General features: G+C 70.8%; 22 protein-coding genes. 10 read left to right on the top strand and 12 right to left on the bottom strand.

Annotation, left to right across the window (positions count from 1 at the left end; translation table 11 throughout):
- From DRV85_RS17870 to DRV85_RS17850, 5 genes are all read right to left on the bottom strand, one after another.
- Positions 1-551: ABC transporter ATP-binding protein (locus tag DRV85_RS17870; RefSeq protein WP_113290833.1), on the bottom strand; the 551-nt coding region annotated here is incomplete at its 3' end.
- A 12-nt stretch (positions 552-563) separates the two neighbouring features.
- The gene (locus DRV85_RS17865) at positions 564-1,319 is read right to left on the bottom strand and encodes an ABC transporter ATP-binding protein (RefSeq protein WP_113290832.1); all 756 of its coding nucleotides are present in this window, start codon (positions 1,317-1,319) and stop codon (positions 564-566) included.
- Between the two features lie 12 nt (positions 1,320-1,331).
- On the bottom strand, positions 1,332-2,552 hold the full coding sequence (locus DRV85_RS17860) for a branched-chain amino acid ABC transporter permease (protein ID WP_113290831.1): 1,221 nt from the start codon (positions 2,550-2,552) through the stop codon (positions 1,332-1,334).
- Between the two features lie 3 nt (positions 2,553-2,555).
- Complete coding sequence (locus tag DRV85_RS17855) at positions 2,556-3,587, bottom strand: branched-chain amino acid ABC transporter permease (RefSeq protein ID WP_113290830.1); 1,032 nt, start codon at positions 3,585-3,587, stop codon at positions 2,556-2,558.
- A 68-nt stretch (positions 3,588-3,655) separates the two neighbouring features.
- The gene (locus tag DRV85_RS17850; protein WP_113290829.1) at positions 3,656-4,999 is read right to left on the bottom strand and encodes a substrate-binding protein; all 1,344 of its coding nucleotides are present in this window, start codon (positions 4,997-4,999) and stop codon (positions 3,656-3,658) included.
- Between the two features lie 214 nt (positions 5,000-5,213).
- Here DRV85_RS17850 and DRV85_RS17845 point away from each other — a divergent pair, with 214 nt between their 5' ends.
- The 5 genes from DRV85_RS17845 to DRV85_RS17825 all read left to right on the top strand — a co-directional run bounded on the left by DRV85_RS17845 (position 5,214) and on the right by DRV85_RS17825 (position 11,170).
- Positions 5,214-6,518, top strand: coding sequence for an XRE family transcriptional regulator (locus DRV85_RS17845; protein ID WP_113290828.1), 1,305 nt, complete (start codon positions 5,214-5,216; stop codon positions 6,516-6,518).
- Between the two features lie 85 nt (positions 6,519-6,603).
- The gene (locus DRV85_RS17840; RefSeq protein WP_113290827.1) at positions 6,604-6,972 is read left to right on the top strand and encodes a response regulator transcription factor; all 369 of its coding nucleotides are present in this window, start codon (positions 6,604-6,606) and stop codon (positions 6,970-6,972) included.
- Entirely contained in the window at positions 6,969-7,265 is a 297-nt protein-coding gene (locus tag DRV85_RS17835) for a hypothetical protein (protein ID WP_113290826.1), read from the top strand. Before DRV85_RS17840 ends, DRV85_RS17835 begins: the two co-directional genes overlap by 4 nt.
- A 17-nt stretch (positions 7,266-7,282) precedes the next feature.
- Positions 7,283-9,985, top strand: coding sequence for an ATP-binding protein (locus DRV85_RS17830; protein WP_113290825.1), 2,703 nt, complete (start codon positions 7,283-7,285; stop codon positions 9,983-9,985).
- A gap of 36 nt (positions 9,986-10,021) precedes the next feature.
- Positions 10,022-11,170 carry a FliM/FliN family flagellar motor C-terminal domain-containing protein gene (locus DRV85_RS17825; protein WP_113290824.1) on the top strand — a complete coding sequence of 383 codons (1,149 nt, stop codon included), beginning with the start codon at positions 10,022-10,024 and terminating at the stop codon, positions 11,168-11,170.
- 64 nt (positions 11,171-11,234) lie between these two features.
- On the opposite strand, the gene DRV85_RS17820 is transcribed toward DRV85_RS17825, so the two are convergent.
- The 4 genes from DRV85_RS17820 to DRV85_RS17805 form a co-directional block, all read right to left on the bottom strand.
- Complete coding sequence (locus DRV85_RS17820) at positions 11,235-11,666, bottom strand: protein tyrosine phosphatase family protein (protein ID WP_113290823.1); 432 nt, start codon at positions 11,664-11,666, stop codon at positions 11,235-11,237.
- A gap of 11 nt (positions 11,667-11,677) precedes the next feature.
- Complete coding sequence (locus DRV85_RS17815) at positions 11,678-12,112, bottom strand: DUF6691 family protein (RefSeq protein WP_113290822.1); 435 nt, start codon at positions 12,110-12,112, stop codon at positions 11,678-11,680.
- Positions 12,112-12,537, bottom strand: coding sequence for a YeeE/YedE family protein (locus tag DRV85_RS17810; RefSeq protein WP_113290821.1), 426 nt, complete (start codon positions 12,535-12,537; stop codon positions 12,112-12,114). The genes DRV85_RS17815 and DRV85_RS17810 overlap by 1 nt, the downstream gene beginning before the upstream one ends.
- 88 nt (positions 12,538-12,625) lie before the next feature.
- Positions 12,626-13,489 (bottom strand): MBL fold metallo-hydrolase, encoded by an 864-nt coding sequence (locus tag DRV85_RS17805; RefSeq protein ID WP_113290820.1) that lies wholly within the window; start codon positions 13,487-13,489, stop codon positions 12,626-12,628.
- A 166-nt stretch (positions 13,490-13,655) separates the two neighbouring features.
- Here DRV85_RS17805 and DRV85_RS17800 point away from each other — a divergent pair, with 166 nt between their 5' ends.
- The 3 genes from DRV85_RS17800 (at position 13,656) to DRV85_RS17790 (ending at position 16,276) form a co-directional block, all read left to right on the top strand.
- Positions 13,656-13,979 carry a TraR/DksA family transcriptional regulator gene (locus DRV85_RS17800; RefSeq protein WP_113290819.1) on the top strand — a complete coding sequence of 108 codons (324 nt, stop codon included), beginning with the start codon at positions 13,656-13,658 and terminating at the stop codon, positions 13,977-13,979.
- A gap of 26 nt (positions 13,980-14,005) precedes the next feature.
- On the top strand, positions 14,006-14,209 hold the full coding sequence (locus DRV85_RS17795) for a hypothetical protein (protein WP_113290818.1): 204 nt from the start codon (positions 14,006-14,008) through the stop codon (positions 14,207-14,209).
- A gap of 90 nt (positions 14,210-14,299) precedes the next feature.
- A complete protein-coding gene (locus DRV85_RS17790; RefSeq protein WP_147238881.1) occupies positions 14,300-16,276 on the top strand; it encodes an enoyl-CoA hydratase-related protein in 1,977 nt (658 codons plus the stop codon).
- Between the two features lie 19 nt (positions 16,277-16,295).
- Here DRV85_RS17790 and DRV85_RS17785 read toward each other — a convergent pair whose 3' ends face one another.
- Positions 16,296-16,511, bottom strand: a complete 216-nt coding sequence (locus DRV85_RS17785; RefSeq protein WP_113290816.1) for a hypothetical protein — start codon at positions 16,509-16,511, stop codon at positions 16,296-16,298.
- Between the two features lie 119 nt (positions 16,512-16,630).
- On the opposite strand from DRV85_RS17785, the gene DRV85_RS17780 reads away from it, so the two are divergent.
- Both DRV85_RS17780 and nagA read left to right on the top strand, forming a co-directional pair.
- On the top strand, positions 16,631-16,900 hold the full coding sequence (locus tag DRV85_RS17780; protein ID WP_113290815.1) for a DUF2312 domain-containing protein: 270 nt from the start codon (positions 16,631-16,633) through the stop codon (positions 16,898-16,900).
- 10 nt (positions 16,901-16,910) lie between these two features.
- Positions 16,911-18,050: an N-acetylglucosamine-6-phosphate deacetylase gene (gene nagA / locus DRV85_RS17775; protein ID WP_113290814.1), complete on the top strand. Its 1,140-nt coding sequence runs from the start codon at positions 16,911-16,913 to the stop codon at positions 18,048-18,050.
- Here the strand turns inward: nagA and DRV85_RS17770 are convergent.
- Positions 18,047-18,628: a retropepsin-like aspartic protease family protein gene (locus DRV85_RS17770; protein WP_113290813.1), complete on the bottom strand. Its 582-nt coding sequence runs from the start codon at positions 18,626-18,628 to the stop codon at positions 18,047-18,049. The genes nagA and DRV85_RS17770 overlap by 4 nt on opposite strands.
- A 48-nt stretch (positions 18,629-18,676) precedes the next feature.
- The gene (locus DRV85_RS17765; protein ID WP_113290812.1) at positions 18,677-19,294 is read right to left on the bottom strand and encodes a MarC family protein; all 618 of its coding nucleotides are present in this window, start codon (positions 19,292-19,294) and stop codon (positions 18,677-18,679) included.
- Positions 19,295-19,311: the final 17 nt, after the last annotated feature.

Raw genomic sequence — 19,311 nt, 5'->3', positions numbered from 1 at the left:
GCGAGGCCCTCGTAAGGCTCGTCAAGCATGAGAAGCTTGATGTCGCGCGCCAGGGCACGGGCGATCGAGAGCATCTGCTGTTCGCCGCCCGACAGCGTCACGCCCTCCTGCTTGCGCCGCTCGCCCAGCCGCGGGAAGAGCTCGTAGAGCCGCTCCAGCGACCAGCCGACGGGCGGCGTGATCTGCGCGAGCTTGAGGTTCTCCTCGACCGTGAGACCCGCGATGATGCGCCGGTCCTCGGGGACGAGGCCGAGGCCGCCCTTCGTCGCCGCCTCGTGGCTCTTCATCCTGTGCAGCGGCTGATGGTCGAGCCAGATTTCGCCATGGGTGACCTGGGGGTCGTCCAGTCTTGCGATCGCGCGCAGCGTGGTGGTCTTGCCCGCGCCGTTGCGGCCCAGAAGCGCCAGGATCTCGCCCTCGTGCACGTTGAAGCTGATGCCCTGCACGATGTAGCTCTCGCCGTAATAGGCGTGCATGTCCCAGACCGAGAGGAAGGCGGGTGCCGTCTCGGCGAGGTTGGCGTCTTTCGAGAAGTCCGGTTTGACGTTCATGGGACGGTCTCCTTACGCGGCTTCGCCGAGGTAGGCTTCGCGCACCTTGGGGTGGCCCTTGATGTTCTCGGGCGTGTCCTCGACCAGCGGCGTGCCCTGCGCGAGCACCGTGATCCGCTCCGCGAGGCTGAAGACCACGTGCATGTCATGCTCGATGATCACCATGGTGATGTCGCGCTTGTCGCGGATCTCCTTGAGCAGGTCGATGGTGTTGTTGGTATCCGCGCGGCTCATGCCCGCCGTGGGTTCGTCCAGCAGCAGAAGCTGCGGGCGCTGCACGAGGCACATCGCCATCTCCAGCCGCCGCTTGTCGCCGCGCGAGAGCGAGGCGGCGTGCATGTGCCGCTTGTCCAGCATCTTCACGTCGGCGAGCATCCGCTCGGCCGTCTCGACGATGTCGTCCTCCTGCATCATGTGCTCGTAGGCATGCATCCGGAAGGCGCCGTCGCGGGACGCGAAGCAGGGGATCATCACGTTCTCGAAGACCGTGAGATCGCCGAAGATCTCCGGCGTCTGGAAGACGCGCGAGATGCCCATCTGGTTGATCTCGTGCGGCTTGCGGCCGAGCACGCTTTGCCCGTCGAACATCACCGAGCCGGTATCGGGGATCAGCTTGCCGACGAGGCAGTTGAGCAGCGTGGACTTGCCCGCGCCGTTGGGGCCGATGATGGCGTGGACGCTGTTCTCGCGCACCGAAAGGTTCACGTCGGAGAGCGCCTTGAGACCGCCGAAGTTCTTGTTGACGTCCTTGACTTCGAGAATGCCCATCTCAGGCCCTCCTCATTCGCCCACGTGGGGCTGGGGCTTCGGGTGGTGTTCCGGATCCTCCGGTGCGGCGGGCTTGCGCTCGCGCCGGAAAAGCCGGCCGATGCGCTGCGCCCCCTCGACGAGGCCGCCGGGCAGGAAGATCACCACCAGCATGAAGATGATCCCCAGCGTGAGGTGCCACCCCTTGCCGACGAAGGGGTAGACGATCGTCACGAGGAAGCTGTCGATCCCGTCCGGCATGAAGGCGAACCACTGTTCCAGAACGCCCTTGTTGATCTTGGACAGGATGTTTTCGAGATACTTGATGAGGCCTGCGCCGAGCACCGGTCCGATCAGGGTGCCCGCGCCGCCCAGGATCGTCATCAGCACCACCTCGCCCGAGGCGGTCCAGATCATCCGCTCGGCGCCCGCGAGCGGGTCCATCGAGACCATGAGCCCGCCGGCGAGCCCCGCGTACATCCCCGAGATCACGAAGGCCGCGAGGGTGTAGGGCCGCGAGTTGAGGCCGGTGTAGTTCATCCGCTGCTGGTTCGACTTCACCGCGCGCAGCATCATGCCGAAGGGCGAGCGAAAAAGGCGGATGGCGAGGTAGAAGGAGGCGAGCATCACCACGGCCGCGAGGTAGTAGCCGGCGGAGAAGGTGAACTCCCAGCCACCCATGGCGAGATCCCAGGTCTGGTTCATCTCCAGACCGAAAAGATGCGGGACGGGGATGTTGCCCTCCGCCGTCTGGCTCACGCCGAGGATGCGCGGGTCGTCGAGGTTGAGCTGCAGCCCCGTCTCGCCGCCGGTGATCGGCGTGAGCACCGAATAGGCCAGCGCGTAGCACATCTGCGCGAAGGCGAGCGTGAGGATGGCGAAGTAGATCCCCGAGCGGCGCAGCGAGATCCAGCCGATCAGCAGCGACAGCAGCCCCGCGAAGAGCACCGAGATCAGGATCGCAGGGATCACGTTCATCGTCAGCAGCTTCATCATCCAGACGCCCGCGTAGGAGCCCACGCCGAGGAAGGCGGCGTGGCCGAAGCTCAGGTAGCCCGTGAGCCCGAAGAGGATGTTGAAGCCGATGGCGAAGATCCCGAAGATCACGAACCGCTGCATCAGGTCGGGGTAGCCCGCGTTGAACTGCGCGAGCGCGGAGTCCGCCGGGAAGGGGTTGAGCAGGAAGGGCGCGAAGAGCGCGAGCAGGAGCACGACGATGAAGAGGGTCAGGTCTCTGCGGTCAAGTCCGAGCATGGCTCACTCCTCCATGACGCCCTTGCGGCCCATCAGGCCCCGCGGACGGGTGAGCAGGATCACGATGGCGACGAGATAGATGATGATCTGGTTGATGCCGGGCAGCACCGCGATCACCTGGGGCATCGAGGCGAAGCTCTGCAGAATGCCCAGCAGGAAGCCCGACAGCACGGCGCCGGGCAGGCTGCCCATGCCGCCTACCACCACCACGACGAAGCTCAGCACCAGGAAATCCATGCCCATGTGGTAGTTGGGCGAGAGGATCGGCGTGTACATCACGCCGGCCAGACCCGCGACGATCGCCGCTATTGCGAACATGATGGTGAAGCGGCGGTCGATGTTGATGCCCAGAAGGCCCACCGTCTCGCGGTCGGCCATGCCGGCGCGGACGACCATGCCGAAGGTGGTGAACTGCAGGAAGGCGAAGACGGCGCCGATGACCACCATGGCGAAGAGGAAATAGACCAGTCGCCAGTAGGGATACATGATCGTCAGCGGGTCGAAGCCCAGCAGCACGCCGAAATCGAAGGAGCCCTTGAAGGCGTCGGGGGCCGGCGTCGGGATCGGGTTCGCGCCGTAGTAGAACTTGATGATTTCCTGCAGCACGATGGCGAGACCGAAGGTCACCAGGATCTGGTCGGCGTGGGGGCGCTTGTAGAAATGCTTGATCAGCCCGCGCTCCATGACGAGACCGATGATCGCCATGATCGGAATCGCGAAAAGGATGGCGAGCGGCACGGACCATTCGATCATCCAGCCGCCGACCTCGGGGCCGAACCACGCCTCGACATAGGGCGTCTCGACCTTGGCCGGATTGCCGAGGAAGTCGGTACGCGTCTCGTCCACCGTGGTGAAGGAGAGCGTCAGAAGCCGGTTGAGCGTCACGGCGCAGAAGGCGCCCAGCATGAAGAGCGCGCCATGGGCGAAATTGACCACCCCCAGCGTGCCGAAGATGAGCGTGAGCCCCAGCGCGATCAGCGCATAGGCCGAGCCTTTGTCCAGCCCGTTCAGGATCTGCAGGATGATGACGTCCATGCCCCGCCTCCGGTTCGATGCGCAGGCCGCCCCCGCGAGCGGGGACGGCGCCAGGCTTCAGGCCGCGATCAGGCCCCGTTGTTGCAGCTGCCGAGCGAGCCGCCGGCGAACTGCGGGTGGTCCGGCGGGTAGGTGACCTGCTCGACCGGGGTGATCTCGACGATCTCCAGAAGGTCGAACTCGCTTTCCGGGTTCTCCTTGCCCTTCACCACCAGCACGTCCTTGAAGCACTGGTGATCCTCGGCTCGGTAGAGCGTGGGGCCGTTGCCGAGCCCGTCGAACTCGAAGTCCTCCAGCGCCTCGACCACCGCGCAGGGCTCGAAGGTGCCCGCGCGCTCGACCGCGTCGGCATAGAGCAGCGCCTGAACGTAGCAGGTGTGCGCCGCCTGAGAGGGCGGGAAGCCGTATTTCGTGCCGAAGGACCGGGTGAAGGCCTGGCTCCCCTCGTCGGGCAGCGACCAGTGCCAGTTGGTGGAGCCGAAGATGCCCTTGATGTTCTCGCCCGCGCCGCGCGCCATCAGGCGCGAGAAGAGCGGCACGACGATCTGGAAGTCCTTGCCGTTGGCCTGCGCCTCGCGCAGCCCGAACTGCACGGCGTTGGTGAGCGAGTTCACCATGTCGCCGCCGTAGTGGTTGAGCACCAGCACGTCCGCGCCCGACTGCAGCACCGGCGTGATGTAGGAGGAGAAGTCGCCGGCGCCGAGCGGGGTCTTCACCGCGTTGACCGTCTCCCAGCCGATCGCCTCGGTCGATTCCTTGATCGCCTGTTCGGTGGTGTAGCCCCAGTTGTAGTCCGCGGTGAGGTGATAGGCCTTGCGGTCGGTGCCGTAGGCGCTCGCCAGCACCGGCGCGAGGGCCGCGCCCGACATGTAGGAGTTGAAGAAGTGGCGGAAGCCGTTGGCGCGGCGGTCCTTGCCGGTCGTGTCGTTGGAGTGCGTGAGGCCCGCCATGAAGATCACGCCCGCCTCCTGGCAGAGCGCCTGCACGGCCACCGCGACGCCCGAGGAGGAGCCGCCGGTGATCATCACCGCGCCGTCCTTCTCGATCATCGAGCGGGCCGAGGCGCGCGCGGCGTCGGACTTGGTCTGCGTGTCGCCCGTGACGTATTCGACCTTCTTGCCGAGGATGCCGTTGCCCTGCAGCGCCTTGGAGCTGAAGGTGTTGAGCATCCCGCCGTCGCCCTCGCCGTTGAGGTGCTCGACGGCCAGCTGGTAGGCGCGCAGCTCGTCGGCGCCCTCGTCGGCATAGGGGCCGGACTGCGGCACGTTGAAGCCCAGCGTCACGGTCGAGCCGGTGGGCTCGTTGGTGTAGGCATGCGCGCGGCTGGTGAAGATCGTGGGCAGCGCGACGCCGGCGCCCGCCACGGCGCCCGTCTTCAGCACGCCACGGCGCGTGATGTTGCTCTTGGTCATGAAGAACCTCCCGAAGATTGAGCCCGCGGCCGGCTCCTCTTCCGGCGCGAGCGCACGATGTGCAAAATGAAGTATGTCGCAATCGTCGTAAATCGCGCAACAAGCGGTTTTGGCGTAAGGATTTTTTTGTGAAAAAATCCACAATACCATGGTATGCTGTGTAAAGAAGTTATTCGGCGGCGCAGAAAGCGCTTGATACGGATGGGGTTTTCGCATGGCCCGCGACACGCTTATCGGCAGCCGGATCCGCGAGCGCCGGATGCTGGCCGGGCTGCGGCAGGCCGATCTGGCGCGGCGGGCCGGCATCTCCGCCTCCTATCTCAACCTGATCGAGCACAACCGCCGCAGAATCGGCGGCAAGCTTCTCGTGCGCATCGCCGAGGCGCTGGAGGTCGAGCCCTCGCTGCTCTCCGAAGGGGCCGAGGCCGCGCTGCTCGCGCGTCTGCGCGAAGCCGCCGCGGTGCAGCCCGGCAACCGCGCCGAGGTCGATCGCGCCGAGGAGTTCGCCGGCCGCTTCCCCGGCTGGGCGGAGCTTCTGGCCGACGCGCGGCGGCGGATCGACGCGTTGGAGGATACCGTCGAGACGCTGACCGACCGCCTCGCGCACGACCCCCATCTCGCCGCCTCGCTGCACGAGGTGCTCTCGACCGTGACGGCCATCCGGTCCACCGCCGCGATCCTTGCCGGCACAGAGGAGCTGGAGCGCGAATGGCAGGACCGCTTCCATCGCAATCTCGACGAGGACAGCCGGCGGCTGGCCGAGGGCGCGCAGGCGCTCGTCACCTATCTCGACAGCGCGGCCGACGCGCGCCGCTCGCTCACCTCGCCGCAGGAGGAGATCGAGGCCTTTCTCGCCGCGCGGGATTTCCATTTCCCGGAACTCGAAGCGGCCGGCGGCGAGCCCGACGCGCTGCTCGATCCCGAGGCGCTCACTTCCGAGGCGGCGCGCCAGATCGCGGCGCGGCTGCTGCGCCGCTACGCGCAGGACGCGCGAGCGATTCCGCTCGATCTGGCCGCGAGTGTGGTGGCCGATCACGGGGCCGATCCGGCCGCGCTCGCGGAGGCGGCGGGGACCGATCTGCCCTGCGCCATGCGGCGGCTGGCGGCCCTGCCGTCGGCGCTTCTGCCCGCGCCCGCGGGCCTCGCCATCTGCGACGGCGCCGGCGCGCTCACCTTCCGCAAGCCGCTCGACGATTTCCCGTTGCCGCGGTTCGGCGGCGGCTGCGCGCTCTGGCCGCTCTTCGAGGCTCTGGCGCGGCCAGGCCAGCCGGTCGCGCGCGATCTCGTGCAGGCGGGGGGCGAGGCGCGGCCGGTGCGCGCCTATGCCGTGGCGGCCCCGGCGCGGCCGGCGGCCTTCGACGGCCCGCCGCTGATGGAGGCGCACATGCTCGTGGTGCCGGCAGATCGCGAGGAGGACCGGGCGCGCCCGCCGCTTGCCGTCGGCGTGACCTGCCGCATCTGCCCGCTCGAGGGCTGCGCGGCCCGGCGCGAGCCGTCGATCCTCGCCGCAGGCTTTTGACTTTGCCGCGCGCGATGGTGTTTAGTCGGGTGCAGTGGCGGAGTCCGCGGGGTTGGGAGGCCCCGCAGGGGAGGAGTGATCCGCAATGGGCAAGCATGTCCTCGTCATCGAGGATGAGCCGAACATCGTCGAGGCGATCCGCTTCATCCTGCATCGCGACGGCTGGCGGGTGGACACCCATTCCGACGGGGCCACCGCGCTCGAGGCGCTGCGCGCGCAACGCCCCGACGTGGTGATCCTCGACGTGATGCTGCCGGGGCGCTCGGGTTTCGAGATCCTGCGCGAACTGAGGTCCGAGGACGGCCTGGCGAATCTGCCCGTGCTGATGCTGACGGCGCGCGGCCAGGCCAAGGACCGCGAGACCGCGGAGCGTGCGGGCGTCTCGCGCTACATGACCAAGCCATTCTCGAACGCCGAGGTGCTGGCCGCCGTGCGCGAGATGGCGGGGCCATGAGCGCGCCGCGCCGGCCCGTCTTCGTGTCGCGCGACGCCTATCGTTCGCGCCGGCTGAAGGATGCGGCGCGTCTCTTGCCGGTCCTCGGGGCGGCGCTTTTCGCGCTGCCGCTGCTCTGGCGCAGCGAGGGCGCGGCGACGGTCGGCACCGCGGGCACGCTGCTGTTCATCTTCGTCGTCTGGGCGGGGCTGATCCTCTCGGCCTTCCTGATCGCGCGGCAGTTCGAAAGCGGCGCGGCCGACGGAGCGGAGGCGGAGCCGGACCGCGCCGAGCCGCCGCCCGGGGCGGACTGAGCGGAGGCGCGGGCGCGATGGTCTCGCTCAACCTGCTCGCCGTCATCTGCTTCGGCTACGTCGCCTTTCTCTTCGCCGTGGCCTTCGCGGCGGAACGCGCGGCGGCGGCGGGGCGCACGGCCTGGCTGCGCAGCCCCTGGGTCTACACGCTGTCGCTGTCGATCTACTGCACCGCCTGGACCTTCTACGGCGCGGTGGGCTACGCGGCGCGCTCGGGGCTCGAGTTCCTGACCATCTACCTCGGACCCACGCTCGTGATGGTCGGCTGGTGGTGGGGCCTCAACAAGCTCGTCCATATCGGCCGCACGCAGCGCATTACCTCGATCGCCGATCTGATCAGTTCCCGCTACGGCAAGTCCAGCCTCCTGGCCGCCGGGGTCACCGTGCTCGCGGTGGTGGGCACCACGCCCTATATCGCGCTGCAGCTGCAGTCGGTGACGCTCTCGGTCGCGGCCTTCGCGCAGCCCGATCCGGCGCAGCCGGTGCCCGCCGATCCCTCGGCCACCGCGGTCTGGGTGGCGGTCGGCCTCGCCATATTCACCGTGATCTTCGGAACCCGCAATCTCGACGCCAACGAGCGGCATCACGGGGTGGTCATGGCCATCGCGGTCGAGGCGGTGGTCAAGCTCTTCGCGCTCCTCGCCGTCGGCGTCTTCGTCGTCTGGGGAATCGCGGGCGGCGCGGGCGCGATCGTCGAGCGGATCCAGGCCAGCCCCGAGCTTTCGGCGTGGCGCATCGACGGCGCGCGCTGGGCCGGGCTGACCTTTCTCGCCGCGGCGGCCTTCCTCTGCCTGCCGCGGATGTTCCAGGTCATGGTCGTCGAACTCGAGGACGAACGCCACCTGCGCACCGCCTCCTGGGCGTTTCCGCTCTATGTCTTCCTCATAAGCCTCTTCGTCGTGCCGATCGCGGTGGTGGGGCTCGAGGCGCTGCCTGCGGGGGCCAACCCGGATCTCTTCGTGCTCACCGTGCCGCTCGCCTTCGGGCAGGAGGGGCTCGCCTTTCTGGCGTTTCTCGGGGGGTTCTCCGCCGCCACGTCGATGGTGATCGTCGCGGCGATCGCGCTCTCCACGATGGTCTCCAACCATATCGTCATGCCGATCTGGCTGCGCCTCACGCGGCGGGGCGCGAGCGTTTCGGGCGATGTGCGCCACGTCGTGATGCTGGCGCGGCGGCTGTCGATCGCGGGCGTGGTGTTCCTGGGCTATCTCTACTACCGGCTCTCCGGCGGCGGGGCCGCGCTCGCCGCGATCGGGCTGATCGCCTTCGCCGGCATCGCGCAGGTGCTGCCCGCGATGATCGGCGGGCTCTTCTGGCGCGGCGCGACGCGCAACGGCGCCATGGCCGGCATCGCGGGGGGCTTTGCGCTGTGGCTCTACACGCTTTTCCTGCCGAGCTTCGGGCCGGACGTGGTGCTGCCGGCGGCGCTGATGGCCGAGGGGCCCTTCGGCATCGGCTGGCTGCGGCCCTACGCGCTCTTCGGGATCGAGGGGCTCGATCCGCTGATCCATTCGGTGCTCTGGAGCCTGTCGATCAACACGGTGCTGTTCCTCGCCGTCTCGCTCGCGAGTTTCCCCGAACCGCTCGAGCGGCTGCAGGGCGCGCAGTTCGTCAGCGCGCTGGGCACGCCGGGCGGCGCGCGCAGCTGGCAGGGCGGCGCGGTGCAGACCGAGGATCTGATGGTGATGGCGCAGCGCATCCTCGGCCCCTCGGAGGCGCAGGCGCTGTTCCGGCGCGAGGCGGCGCGGCAGGGCCTCGGCGGCTATCTGCCCGAGGCGAGCCCCGAGTTCCTCGAGGTGCTCGAGCGCGAGCTGTCGGGCTCCGTCGGCGCGGCGACCGCGCACGCGATGCTCGCGCAGATGGTGGGGGGCATGCAGGTCTCGGTTCAGGATCTTCTGGCCGTCGCCGACGAGACGGCGCAGATCATGGAGTATTCCGCCCGGCTCGAGGCGCAGCAGGAGGAGCTCACCCGCACCGCGCGCCAGCTACGCGAGGCCAACGAGAAGCTCACGCGCCTGTCCGTGCAGAAGGATGCCTTTCTCAGCCAGATCAGCCACGAGCTGCGCACGCCGATGACCTCGATCCGCGCGTTCTCGGAGATCCTGCGCGAGATGGGCAAGGACGGCCCCTTCGACCCGGACGATCAGGCGCGCTACGCCTCGATCATCCACGACGAGGCGATCCGCCTCACGCGGCTGCTCGACGATCTGCTCGATCTCAGCGTGCTCGAGAACGGGCAGGTCAGCCTCAACATCCGCGAGGGGACGCTTTCCGACCTCATCGATCATGCCGTGGCCACCGCGGCGGCCGGCGAGGACGGCCCGGACTTGCGGATTCGCCGCGATCGCGGCGCCGAACGCCTTCCGCTCGTCACAGACCTCGACCGGCTGAGCCAGGTCTTCATCAACCTCATCGCCAACGCCCGCAAATACTGTCTCTCCGAGGCGCCGCAGCTCACCATCCGTGCGGGCGGCGGGGGCGCCTGGATCACCGTGGACTTCATCGACAACGGGCAGGGCATCCCGCGCGAGCAGCAGGACATGATCTTCGAGAAATTCGCCCGGATCGGCGACCAGGAGGCCGGTGGCGCGGGGCTGGGGCTGGCGATCTGCCGCGAGATCATGGCGCGGCTGGGCGGGACGATCGCCTATCTTCCGGGGCAGGGCGGCGCGGCCTTTCGCGTGCGCCTGCCTGCGCGCGCGGCGCTCGCGGCGCAGTAAGGCGCGCTTAACCCCCTTGCGCCTAGGCTGGGGCGCATGACGGGCGACGGGGCGGAGCCGATGGGCGGCGGACACGGGAATCCGGGGCTGCGCCGCAAGACGAGCGCGGGACGCCGGCAGCAGGAGGCGCGCGCGCCCTCGGCAGCGCGCGCCCTGCGCCGCAGCCTCGAGCGCACGGCCGAGACACGGCTGCACCTCGCGCTCTCGGTGACATCCGTCACCGAAGAGGAGGTCGATCACGAGGGGCTGCTCGCGGCGCTCGACGACTCCGGGCTCGTCGTTCTGATCGAAGGAGCCGACGGGCGCGCGGGGACGGCGGTGATCGGCGGCGCGCTCGTTGCGGGTATCGTGCAGCATCAGACCACCGGCCGCGTGACCGAAGCCACCTCGGAGTCGCGGAACTTCACCGCCACGGATGCCGCCATCCTCGCCCCCTTGCTCGAGGGCATGCTCGAGCGCGCCACCGCGGAACTGTCGAAGGGGCCGGATGACGGTTGGGCCGACGGGCTGCGCTTCGGTGCCCGGCTCGACGGGTTGCGACAACTGGGGCTCACGCTCGGGGCCTCGGCCTTCCGGCTCTTCCGCCTGACGACGGAGCTGTGCGGCGGGGCGCGGTGCGGCGAAATCGCCCTGGCGTTGCCGGAGCCTGCGCCGCGGCCGCGGGCCGTGCCGGCCAAGGCGCCCGCGCCGGGCCTCGCCGCGGCAGCGGAACGTGCGCCGGTCCCTCTGGTCGCCGTGCTGCACAGGCTCCGCCTGCCGCTGGCCGAGGCCGGTGCGCTCGAGGCGGGCAGCCTTCTGACGCTGCCCGCAGACGTGCTCAGCCGGGTGGAACTCTGCACGCGGGACGGGCAGCGGGTCGCCTGCGCCAAGCTGGGCCGGCTCGACGGGATGCGGGCCATCCGCCTACCGGCGCCGGGCGTCCCGGCCGAGACGCAGGAGCAGTCCGGGCAGGGCACAGCGGCACCTGCGCCGGGTCTGATACAGCAGGAGACAGCGGCGCCTGCGCCAAGTGCCCCGCAGCAGGAAGCGGGATTGCCGCCGGGCGCGGCGCCTGCGGCGGCGGAGGCCCCCTCCGAGGCGGCGCAAGGCGCCCCGGACATCCCGGATCTGGCGGATCTCCCCGATCTGCCGGATCTCCCGCCGCTCGACTTCGAGGAAGAGCAGGCCGCGCCGGAGCAGGGCTGACGCATGCCGTCCGCCCGGCATATGGGGGCAGGGGCGCTTCCGCCGCCCCTTTTCCCCGGGGCGTTCAGCCCTTCTGCGCCGCCATCGCGTCCAGCGTCGGCCGCAGACCGTCGAGCATGTAGCCCGCGCGCGCCGTGGCCGCGAGGATCTCGTCGGTGGGGCGCTCGCCGGCCTGGCCGAGCGCCCAGACCACCGAGCAGCGCGTGCCGGAGGCGCAGTAGGCCAGCACCTTGCCGCCAGCGCTCTCGACCAGCTCGGCCTGTTTCGCCACGTTCTCCGGCGTCATGGTCTGATGGGTCAGCGGCAGGGCGGCGAAATCGACGCCCGCCGCGCGCACCGCCTTTTCCACCTGTTCGGCCTGATGCGAGGGGGGCACCTCGGAATCGGGCCGGTTGCAGATGACCAGCTTCACCCCCGCCTCGGCGATCGCCGGCGCGTCCTCCGGGTCGATCTGGGGCGAGACGTGATAGGTCTCGGTGATCTGACGAAGTTCCATGGCGTGACCTCCTATGCGGCCTGTGCCGGCCGGGTCAACCGCGCCAGCACCGGCGGCGCCGCCAGCATCCCGCCGATCATCGCGGCGAAGAAGACCCAGTGCTCGACTCCGCCGTAGCTGAGCGAGGCGACCGAGGGACCGGGGCAGAGCCCGGCGAGCCCCCAGCCCATGCCGAACATCACCGACCCCACCGCGAGCCGCGTGTCGAGCCGCATCGGCGCCGGCGGCGGGAAGGTGCCGCCCAGCACCGGCGTCGAACGCCGCCGCGCCAGCTGCCAGGCGATGGCCATGGGAATGATCGCCCCGCCCATCACGAAGGCCAGCGTGGGATCCCAGGCGCCGAAGATGTCGAGCCAGCCCTGCACCTTCGCGGTGTCGGTCATGCCCGAGATGAAGAGACCCGCGCCGAAGAGGCCCCCGGCAAGGAATGCAAAGAGATTGCGCATCAGATGATCCCCCAGACATGGCGGAAGAGCAGCACGGTGGCCCCGCCCGCGAAGATGTAGAAGCCGGTCGCGGCGAGCCCTCGGAGCGACAGGCGCGAGATGCCGCAGACGCCGTGGCCCGAGGTGCAGCCGTTGGCGATCCGCGTGCCCAGACCGACCAGCAGGCCCGCGGCCACCAGCACCCACCAGTTGGAGGTGATATGCGTGTCCACTGCGCCGTAGAGCGGCAGCAGCGCGACGGGCAGCAGGAAGACCCCGGCGAGAAACGCCACGCGCTCGACCCAGTTCGACTTGCCCGAGCCATCCACCAGCCCGCCGAGAATCCCGCTCGCGCCCATGATCCGCCCGTTGGCGAGCAGATAGACCGCGCCGCCCGAGCCGATCAGCAGCCCGCCGATCAGGCCCCAGATCCAGTCCTGTTCCATGTATCGAATATCCCTGTCTTTCGTTCGTCGGAAGCACGCCCCGGCCGCCCGGTCGCGCGCGGGCCGGCCGGGGCGCGAAGCACGCCGGTCAGAGCTTGTTGACCGGCACCTTCAGGAAGACGTCGCCCTGATCGTCGGCGGGCGGCATCTGGCCTGCGCGCATGTTCACCTGCAGCGAGGGGATGATGAGCTTGGGCATGTTCAGCGTCGCGTCGCGCTCGTCGCGCATCTTGACGAACTCTTCCTTGGACTTGCCGGCGCCGACATGGACGTTCTTCGCCTTCTGCTCGCCCACCGTGCTTTCCCAGGCGTAGTCCTCGCGGCCCGGCGCCTTGTAGTCGTGGCCCACGAAGATGCGGGTCTCGTCCGGCAGGGCGAGGATCTTCTGCACCGACTCGTACATCGTCTCCGACGAGCCGCCGGGGAAGTCGCAGCGCGCGGTGCCGAAATCCGGCATGAAGAGCGTGTCGCCCACGAAGGCCGCGTCGCCGATGACGTAGGTCAGGCAGGCGGGCGTGTGGCCCGGCGTGTGCAGCACGTCGCCGCGCAGCTGGCCGATGTGGAAGCTGTCGCCCTCCTTGAAGAGCGCGTCGAACTGCGAGCCGTCGCGCTGGAACTCGGTGCCTTCGTTGAAGACCTTGCCGAAGGTGTCCTGCACGACGCGGATGTTCTCGCCGATGCCGATCTTGCCGCCCAGCTTCTCCTGAAGGTAGGGCGCGGCCGAGAGGTGGTCGGCGTGGACGTGGGTCTCGAGGATCCAGACGGGCTCGAGCCCTTCCTTCTCGACATAGTCGATGATCGCGTCGGCCGAGCGCGTGTCGGTCCGGCCGGACGCGTAGTCGAAGTCGAGAACGCTGTCGATGATCGCCGCCGCCGACCCGTTGGGGTCGCGCACGACGTAAGAGATGGTGTTGGTCGCTTCGTCGAAGAAGGCTTTGACGTCGGGTTTCATGGGCTATCCTCCGTTTGGGACGACATATACGGTTTCTGGAATACGTTTCAAGTCCCATGATGCAACCCGACGCGCCCCGGCGTGTTGACCTGCATCAAGGCTTCGTGATCCGCTGCGGTGCGAGAGTGCCGTCGCGCGACCGCGAACGGGACGAAGGAGGAGCCCCATGACCACCCTCGAAGAGCGCCGCGAGGCGCTGCTCGCCCGGCTGGCCGAACTCGACAGCCGCCTGCACGCCATCGAGGCCGAACTCGACGTGCCGGTTTCGAAGGACTGGGAGGAGGCCGCGGTCGAGCAGGAGGACGACGAGGTGCTCGAGGCGCTGGGTGAGCAGAGCCGCACCGAGGTGCGCCGAATCCGCGCGGCCCTCGACCGGATCCGCAAGGGCGAATACGGCTATTGCGTCGAATGCGGCACGGAGATCGCCCCGGCGCGGCTCGATCTTCTCCCCGCGACCCCGTTCTGCGCGGCCTGCGCGGCGAAGCACTGATCACCCGGCCGCGAAGGAGCTCCGCCATGGACCGCGAAGAGATCCGCCGCCTCGAGGCGCAGATCGAGGAGATCGAAGCCGAGATCGAGGCCGCGGAAGGCGCCGACCGCGCCGAATTGCAGACCCATCTCGAGGCTGCGCTGCGCAAGCTCAAGGCCGCCAACGCCGCCCTCGGCGAGGATGAGGACGAGCCCGGCGACGACGGCGATTTCGACAACATGCCCATCTGATCGCTGCAGGGCGGGCTTGCCCGGACGCCTGCCGTCGCGTCACACTGGCCCCGGACGCGCGCGGTGCGTCCGTGGTCAGGGATCGACGGTGTGAGCGAAGAGCGAGTGGGCCTCGACCGGCGCGAGGGGGTCGCCGTGCTGCGGCTTGTCGACCCGCGCCCGCTGGATCCTCGGGTGCGCACGGACCTGTCCGACGCCCTGCGCACGGCGCAGAGCGACCCGGAGGTGCGCGCGCTGGTGCTCTGCGGGCAGGCCGGCCTCTTCGCTGAGGGTGACGGCGAGGCGTGCGCGGATCCGGTGGCCGACTGGGCCGGGCTCGGCGCGATCGCGGAGGGGCTGGCGCGAAGCGCGAAGCCGGTGGTCGCCGCGCTCGACGGGCATGTTTCGGGCGCCGGGCTCGCGCTGGCGCTCGCGGCACATCTGCGTCTCGCCACGGCACGCACGCGGCTGGCGCCCGGCGGCGCGGCCATCGGCCTCGTCCCCGGCGCGGGCGTGATCCAGCGCGCTGCCTGTCTGGCCGGCGCCGGCCCCGCGCTCGATCTGCTGCTGGCCCGCGAGCCCTGTCCGGTCACGCGCGCGCCGGGGGCGGGCTTCATGGATCGCGTGGTGGAAGAGGACGTGCTGGACGCGGCGGTGACCGAGGCGCGAGGCCTGACGGCGGCCCCGCCCGGGCCGCGCCCTCCGGTGCCCTACGGCGCCGAGGCCAGCGCAGCGCTCGCCCGGCGAAAGGCGCGGCTCGATGGGCTTCCGAACGCCGCGCCCGGGCGCATCCTGCGCGCGGTCGAGGCGGCGCTGCTGCTGCCGCCGGAAGCGGCGCGCGATCTGGAGGACGCCGCGCTCGAGGATTGTGCGGGCGATCCGGCGTTTGCGGCGCTCGCCCGTCTGCGGCGCGCCGAGCGCCGGACGATCCCGTCCGCCGGCGCGGGGCGGGCGGCGGTCCGGCCGCTCGCGATCGCCGGCGAGGGCCGGCTTGCCGATGCTCTGACCGGACGCGCGCTGGCGGCGGGCCTGTCGGTGTGCCGGGTCGCCCCGGACCCGGCCGCCGCGCGCGAGTCTCTGGCCCGAGCCGTCGAGGGGGCGCGGGCGCGCGGGAGTCCGCACGCCACCGAGGCAGAGGCGCGGCGGGAGGCTTGCCGCTTCGTCGGCGCGCCCGAGGAGGCGCCGGGAGAGGCGCTTCTGCTCGACGCCGCCGGCCCCGGGGCAAAGCCGTCTGCCGGTGGCGGAGGCCCGACCCTGCGCGCGGAGATCTGGCCGCGCGCCGGCCCGGCGCCCGACCGGGCTGCGGGCCTCGCCCTGGCCGCTTCGCCGTGGGGGGCGCGGCTGGCCGAGATCGCCGTGCCCGCGGGCGCGCGGCCGTCGGCCGAGGCGCTCGGCGACCTCTGCGCGCGGATGGGGCTTTGCACCGTGGTCGAGGCGACGGCAGGCCCGCCGGCAAGCGCCGTGATCGAGGCGGCGGGATGGCGCGCCGCGCTGGCGCTCGCCGCGGCGGGCGCCGATCCCTTCGCGCTCGATGCCGCCCTGACGGCGTCCGGTCACGGGGCCGGTCCCTTCGCACGGATGCAGGCGGCCGGCCCGGGCAGGCTCGCGGCGCGGCTGGGCGCGGATCTGCCCGAGGGCACCGCCCAGCTGATCGCGGCGCTCGCCGGCGGCGGCTTCGGCTTCTACGCGAAAGGGCCGGAGGGCCGCGCCGTTCCCGACGCGGCGCTGCCTGCGCTGCTCGAGGCGCTCGGCGAGGCGCAGGGCCTCACGGCGGAAACGATCGACCCGGCCGAGGCGGCCCGCCTGTGGCACGCGGCGCAGGCCAACGCCGCCGCACGGGTTCTGGGCGAGGGGGCGGTGGCGCAGGCCGCGCTGCTCGACCTCGCGATGGTGCATGCCGGCGGCTGGCCGCGCCATCTGGGCGGTCCGCTGGAGGCGGCGCGGCAGGCGGGTCTGGCGGGGATGCGCCAGCGACTCGCCCGGAACGCCGCGCGCGATCCCGGCGCGCTCGAACCTGCGCCGCTCTGGGACGAGGCGCTCAAGGACGTGCGCGGCTTCGACGCACCACGCGGGCGCAGCGCGGCATGACCTGCCGCGGGCCGCTGCCTCAGCCGAGCGCGAGGCCCACCATCACGGTCATGAGCCCGAGCACCGAGACGAAGAGCGCGCCGATGTTCCAGGGCAGCGTGCGGCGCATCACCTCGCGCAGCGCGTCGTCCGAGAGGTTGCGGCCCTTGGCGCGGGCCACGGTGACGATGCTCCACATCACGCCGGCGAGCCCCAGGAGCGAGAGCCCCGCGCCGATCCAGACGAGCGCCTCCATGCCCTTCTCCCTTGCCGCGCCGCGCCCTGCGCTAGACGATCGCCGGGCGCGCGGCAACCCCTTGCGGGGGCGTGGGGCGGGGGCTAGGGAACGCGCGGCAAGACAGGCGGAGACCCCCCATGACGGACACCTTTCAGCCGGGCGCGACATCGGGCGGCAGCGTCGCCGCGGAGGAACTGCGCCAGTTCATTGAGCAGTTCGAGCAGCTCGAGGCCGAGAAGAAGGATATCGCCGACCGCCAGAAGGAGGTCATGGCCGAGGCCAAGGCGCGCGGCTACGACACCAAGGTGATGCGCAAGGTCATCGCGCTCCGCAAGCGCGAGCCCGACGACATCGCCGAGGAGGAGGCGGTGCTGGAGATGTACAAGGCCGCCCTGGGCATGACCTGAGGCGCAGGCGATGCTGGCGCTCATCGGCGCGCGGATCTTCGACGGGGCCCGGATGCTCGGCGGGCACGCCCTCTGCCTCGACGGGGGCCGTGTGGCCGATGTGGTGCCCCAGGCGATGCTGCCGCCCGATGTGCCGCGCGAGGCGCTGGGGGGCGGCATCCTCGCGCCGGGCTTCGTCGATCTGCAGGTGAACGGCGGCGCCGGGCTGATGCTGGGGGAGGCGGGCGGCGTGGACGACCTGCGCCGCATCGCCGAGGCCCATGCCCGCCGCGGCGCCACTGCGATCCTGCCCACGCTGATCTCGGACACGCCGGACGCGACGGAGCGGGCTGTCGCCCTCGTGGCCGAGGCTGTGCGCGCGGGCGTGCCGGGCATCGCCGGTCTGCATCTGGAGGGGCCGCATCTCGACCCGCGCAAGGCCGGCGCGCATGATCCGCGCCACCTGCGGCCGATGGAGGCGGACGATCTGGACCGGTTGCAGTCCGCCGCCGCGGCGCTGCCCGCTCTCATGGTCACGCTGGCTCCCGAGGCCGCGACCGAGGCGCAGGTGCGCGCGCTGGCCGGATCCGGCGCGGTTGTCGCGCTCGGCCACAGCGGATGCGACGCCGCGACCGCGCGGCGCTATGTCGATGCGGGTGCGCGGGTGGTGACGCATCTCTTCAACGCCATGGCGCCGATGGGGCACCGCGCGCCGGGGCTCGCGGGCGCGGCGCTCTCCGAGGGCCGCCTCGACGCCGGCGTCATCGCCGACGGCCACCATGTGGACCCGCTCATGCTGGGCGTCGCCATGCGCGCGAAGGCGGGGCCCGGTGCGCTCTTTCTGGTCTCCGACGCCATGGCGCCCGCCGGGACGGAGGCGGCGCGCTTCGAGCTGGGCGGGCGCGCGGTGCGCCGCGCCGGGGGGCGGCTCGTCCTGTCGGACGGCACGCTGGCGGGGGCCGATCTGGATCTTGCCCGCGCGGTGCGGGTGATGACCGCCGCGGGGGCCGCGCCGGAGGGCGCGCTCGCGATGGCCACGGCGATACCGGCGCGGGTGGCCGGTCTCGACGCCGGGGCGATCGCGCCCGGCACGGCGGCCGATCTGGTGCACCTGGACGACGGGCTGAACCTGCAGGCCGTCTGGCGCGGCGGCCGTCGGATCGCGTCCTAGCGGGTCAGCACCAGTTCGCCGCCGGTGATCTCGATGCGCTCGAAGCGGTTGAGGTAGGTCATCCCGAGCAGCGACTCCGGCATCTCGCCGCTGTTGACCCAGGCGCGGAAGCCCTGCTCGCGCAGCGGCCCGGCGCCGAGGCTCTCGAGCCGCACCGGCGCCGTGGCCACCTCGCCGTTGGCAGTCATCGCCCGGCCGAAATAGGCGAGCTCGGAAGTGTCGATGCCGGCGCGCTCGGCCGCTTCGCGGGTCAGCACCACCTGGCTCGCGCCGGTGTCCACCACGAAACGTGTGGGAGTGCCGTTGACCTCGAGCGTGAGATAGTAGTGCCCGTCGGGGGCGCGCGGCACCGTCAGCCGGCCCTCGTCCAGGGCGACGGACTGCTGCGGCGCGACCGTCTGGCGGATGTCACCCCAGAGGCCCACGGCCGCGACCACGCCCAGAAAGATCAGCCCCCAGACGGCGGCATACTGGGCGAGCCGGCCGAAGCCGCCGCGCGTCTGCACGAGCAGCCAGAAGGCGATCGCGCCGCCCAGCAGCGCGAGATAGGTCAGTTGGGCGATCTGGTCTCCGGTCATGCGCACTCCATCGCAGCGAGTCTGATGTAGGGCTGCGACGCGTGAGTTTCACGCCCCCAGAAACCCCGTCTCGCGCAGGCCGTCGAGCACGAACTGCACCGACAGCGCGGCAAGCAGCATGCCCAGAAGCCGCGTGACCACGTTGACGCCGACGCGCCCCAGAGCGCGCTCGATCAGCGGCGCGGCGAGAAAGAGCAGAAAGGCGAGCGCGACCACCGCGAGCATCACGCCCGAGACCATCGCCAGCCCGGCCAGCCCCGGCCGCGCCCCGGCGAGCAGGATCATCGAGGCGATGGCGCCCGGCCCCGCGATCAGCGGGATCGCCAGCGGAAAGACGGACGGATCGGGCCGGTCCTCGGTGGTCTGGTCCTCGCGGCGCTGGGTGCGCCGCTCGAAGAGCATGTCGAGCGCGGTGAGAAAGAGCAGAATGCCCCCCGCGATGCGGAAGGCCGGCATCGAGATGCCGATGAAGCCCAGCACCGCCTCGCCGAAGCCGGCGAAGAGCGCCAGCACCAGCACCGCGATCAGGCAGGCGCGCGCGGCGATCGCCCGCCGCTCGGCCGCGGGGGCGCCCGCGGTGAGCGCCACGAAGATCGGCGTGAGCCCGATCGGGTCGATCACCACGAAAAGCGTGGTGAAGGCGGTGATGAGAAAGGCGGGCTCCACGCCCGGCAGTCTCGCGC

Source organism: Rhodosalinus halophilus, assembly GCF_003298775.1.
Taxonomy (GTDB): domain Bacteria; phylum Pseudomonadota; class Alphaproteobacteria; order Rhodobacterales; family Rhodobacteraceae; genus Rhodosalinus; species Rhodosalinus halophilus.
This window is presented reverse-complemented; position numbering and strand designations above follow the sequence as displayed.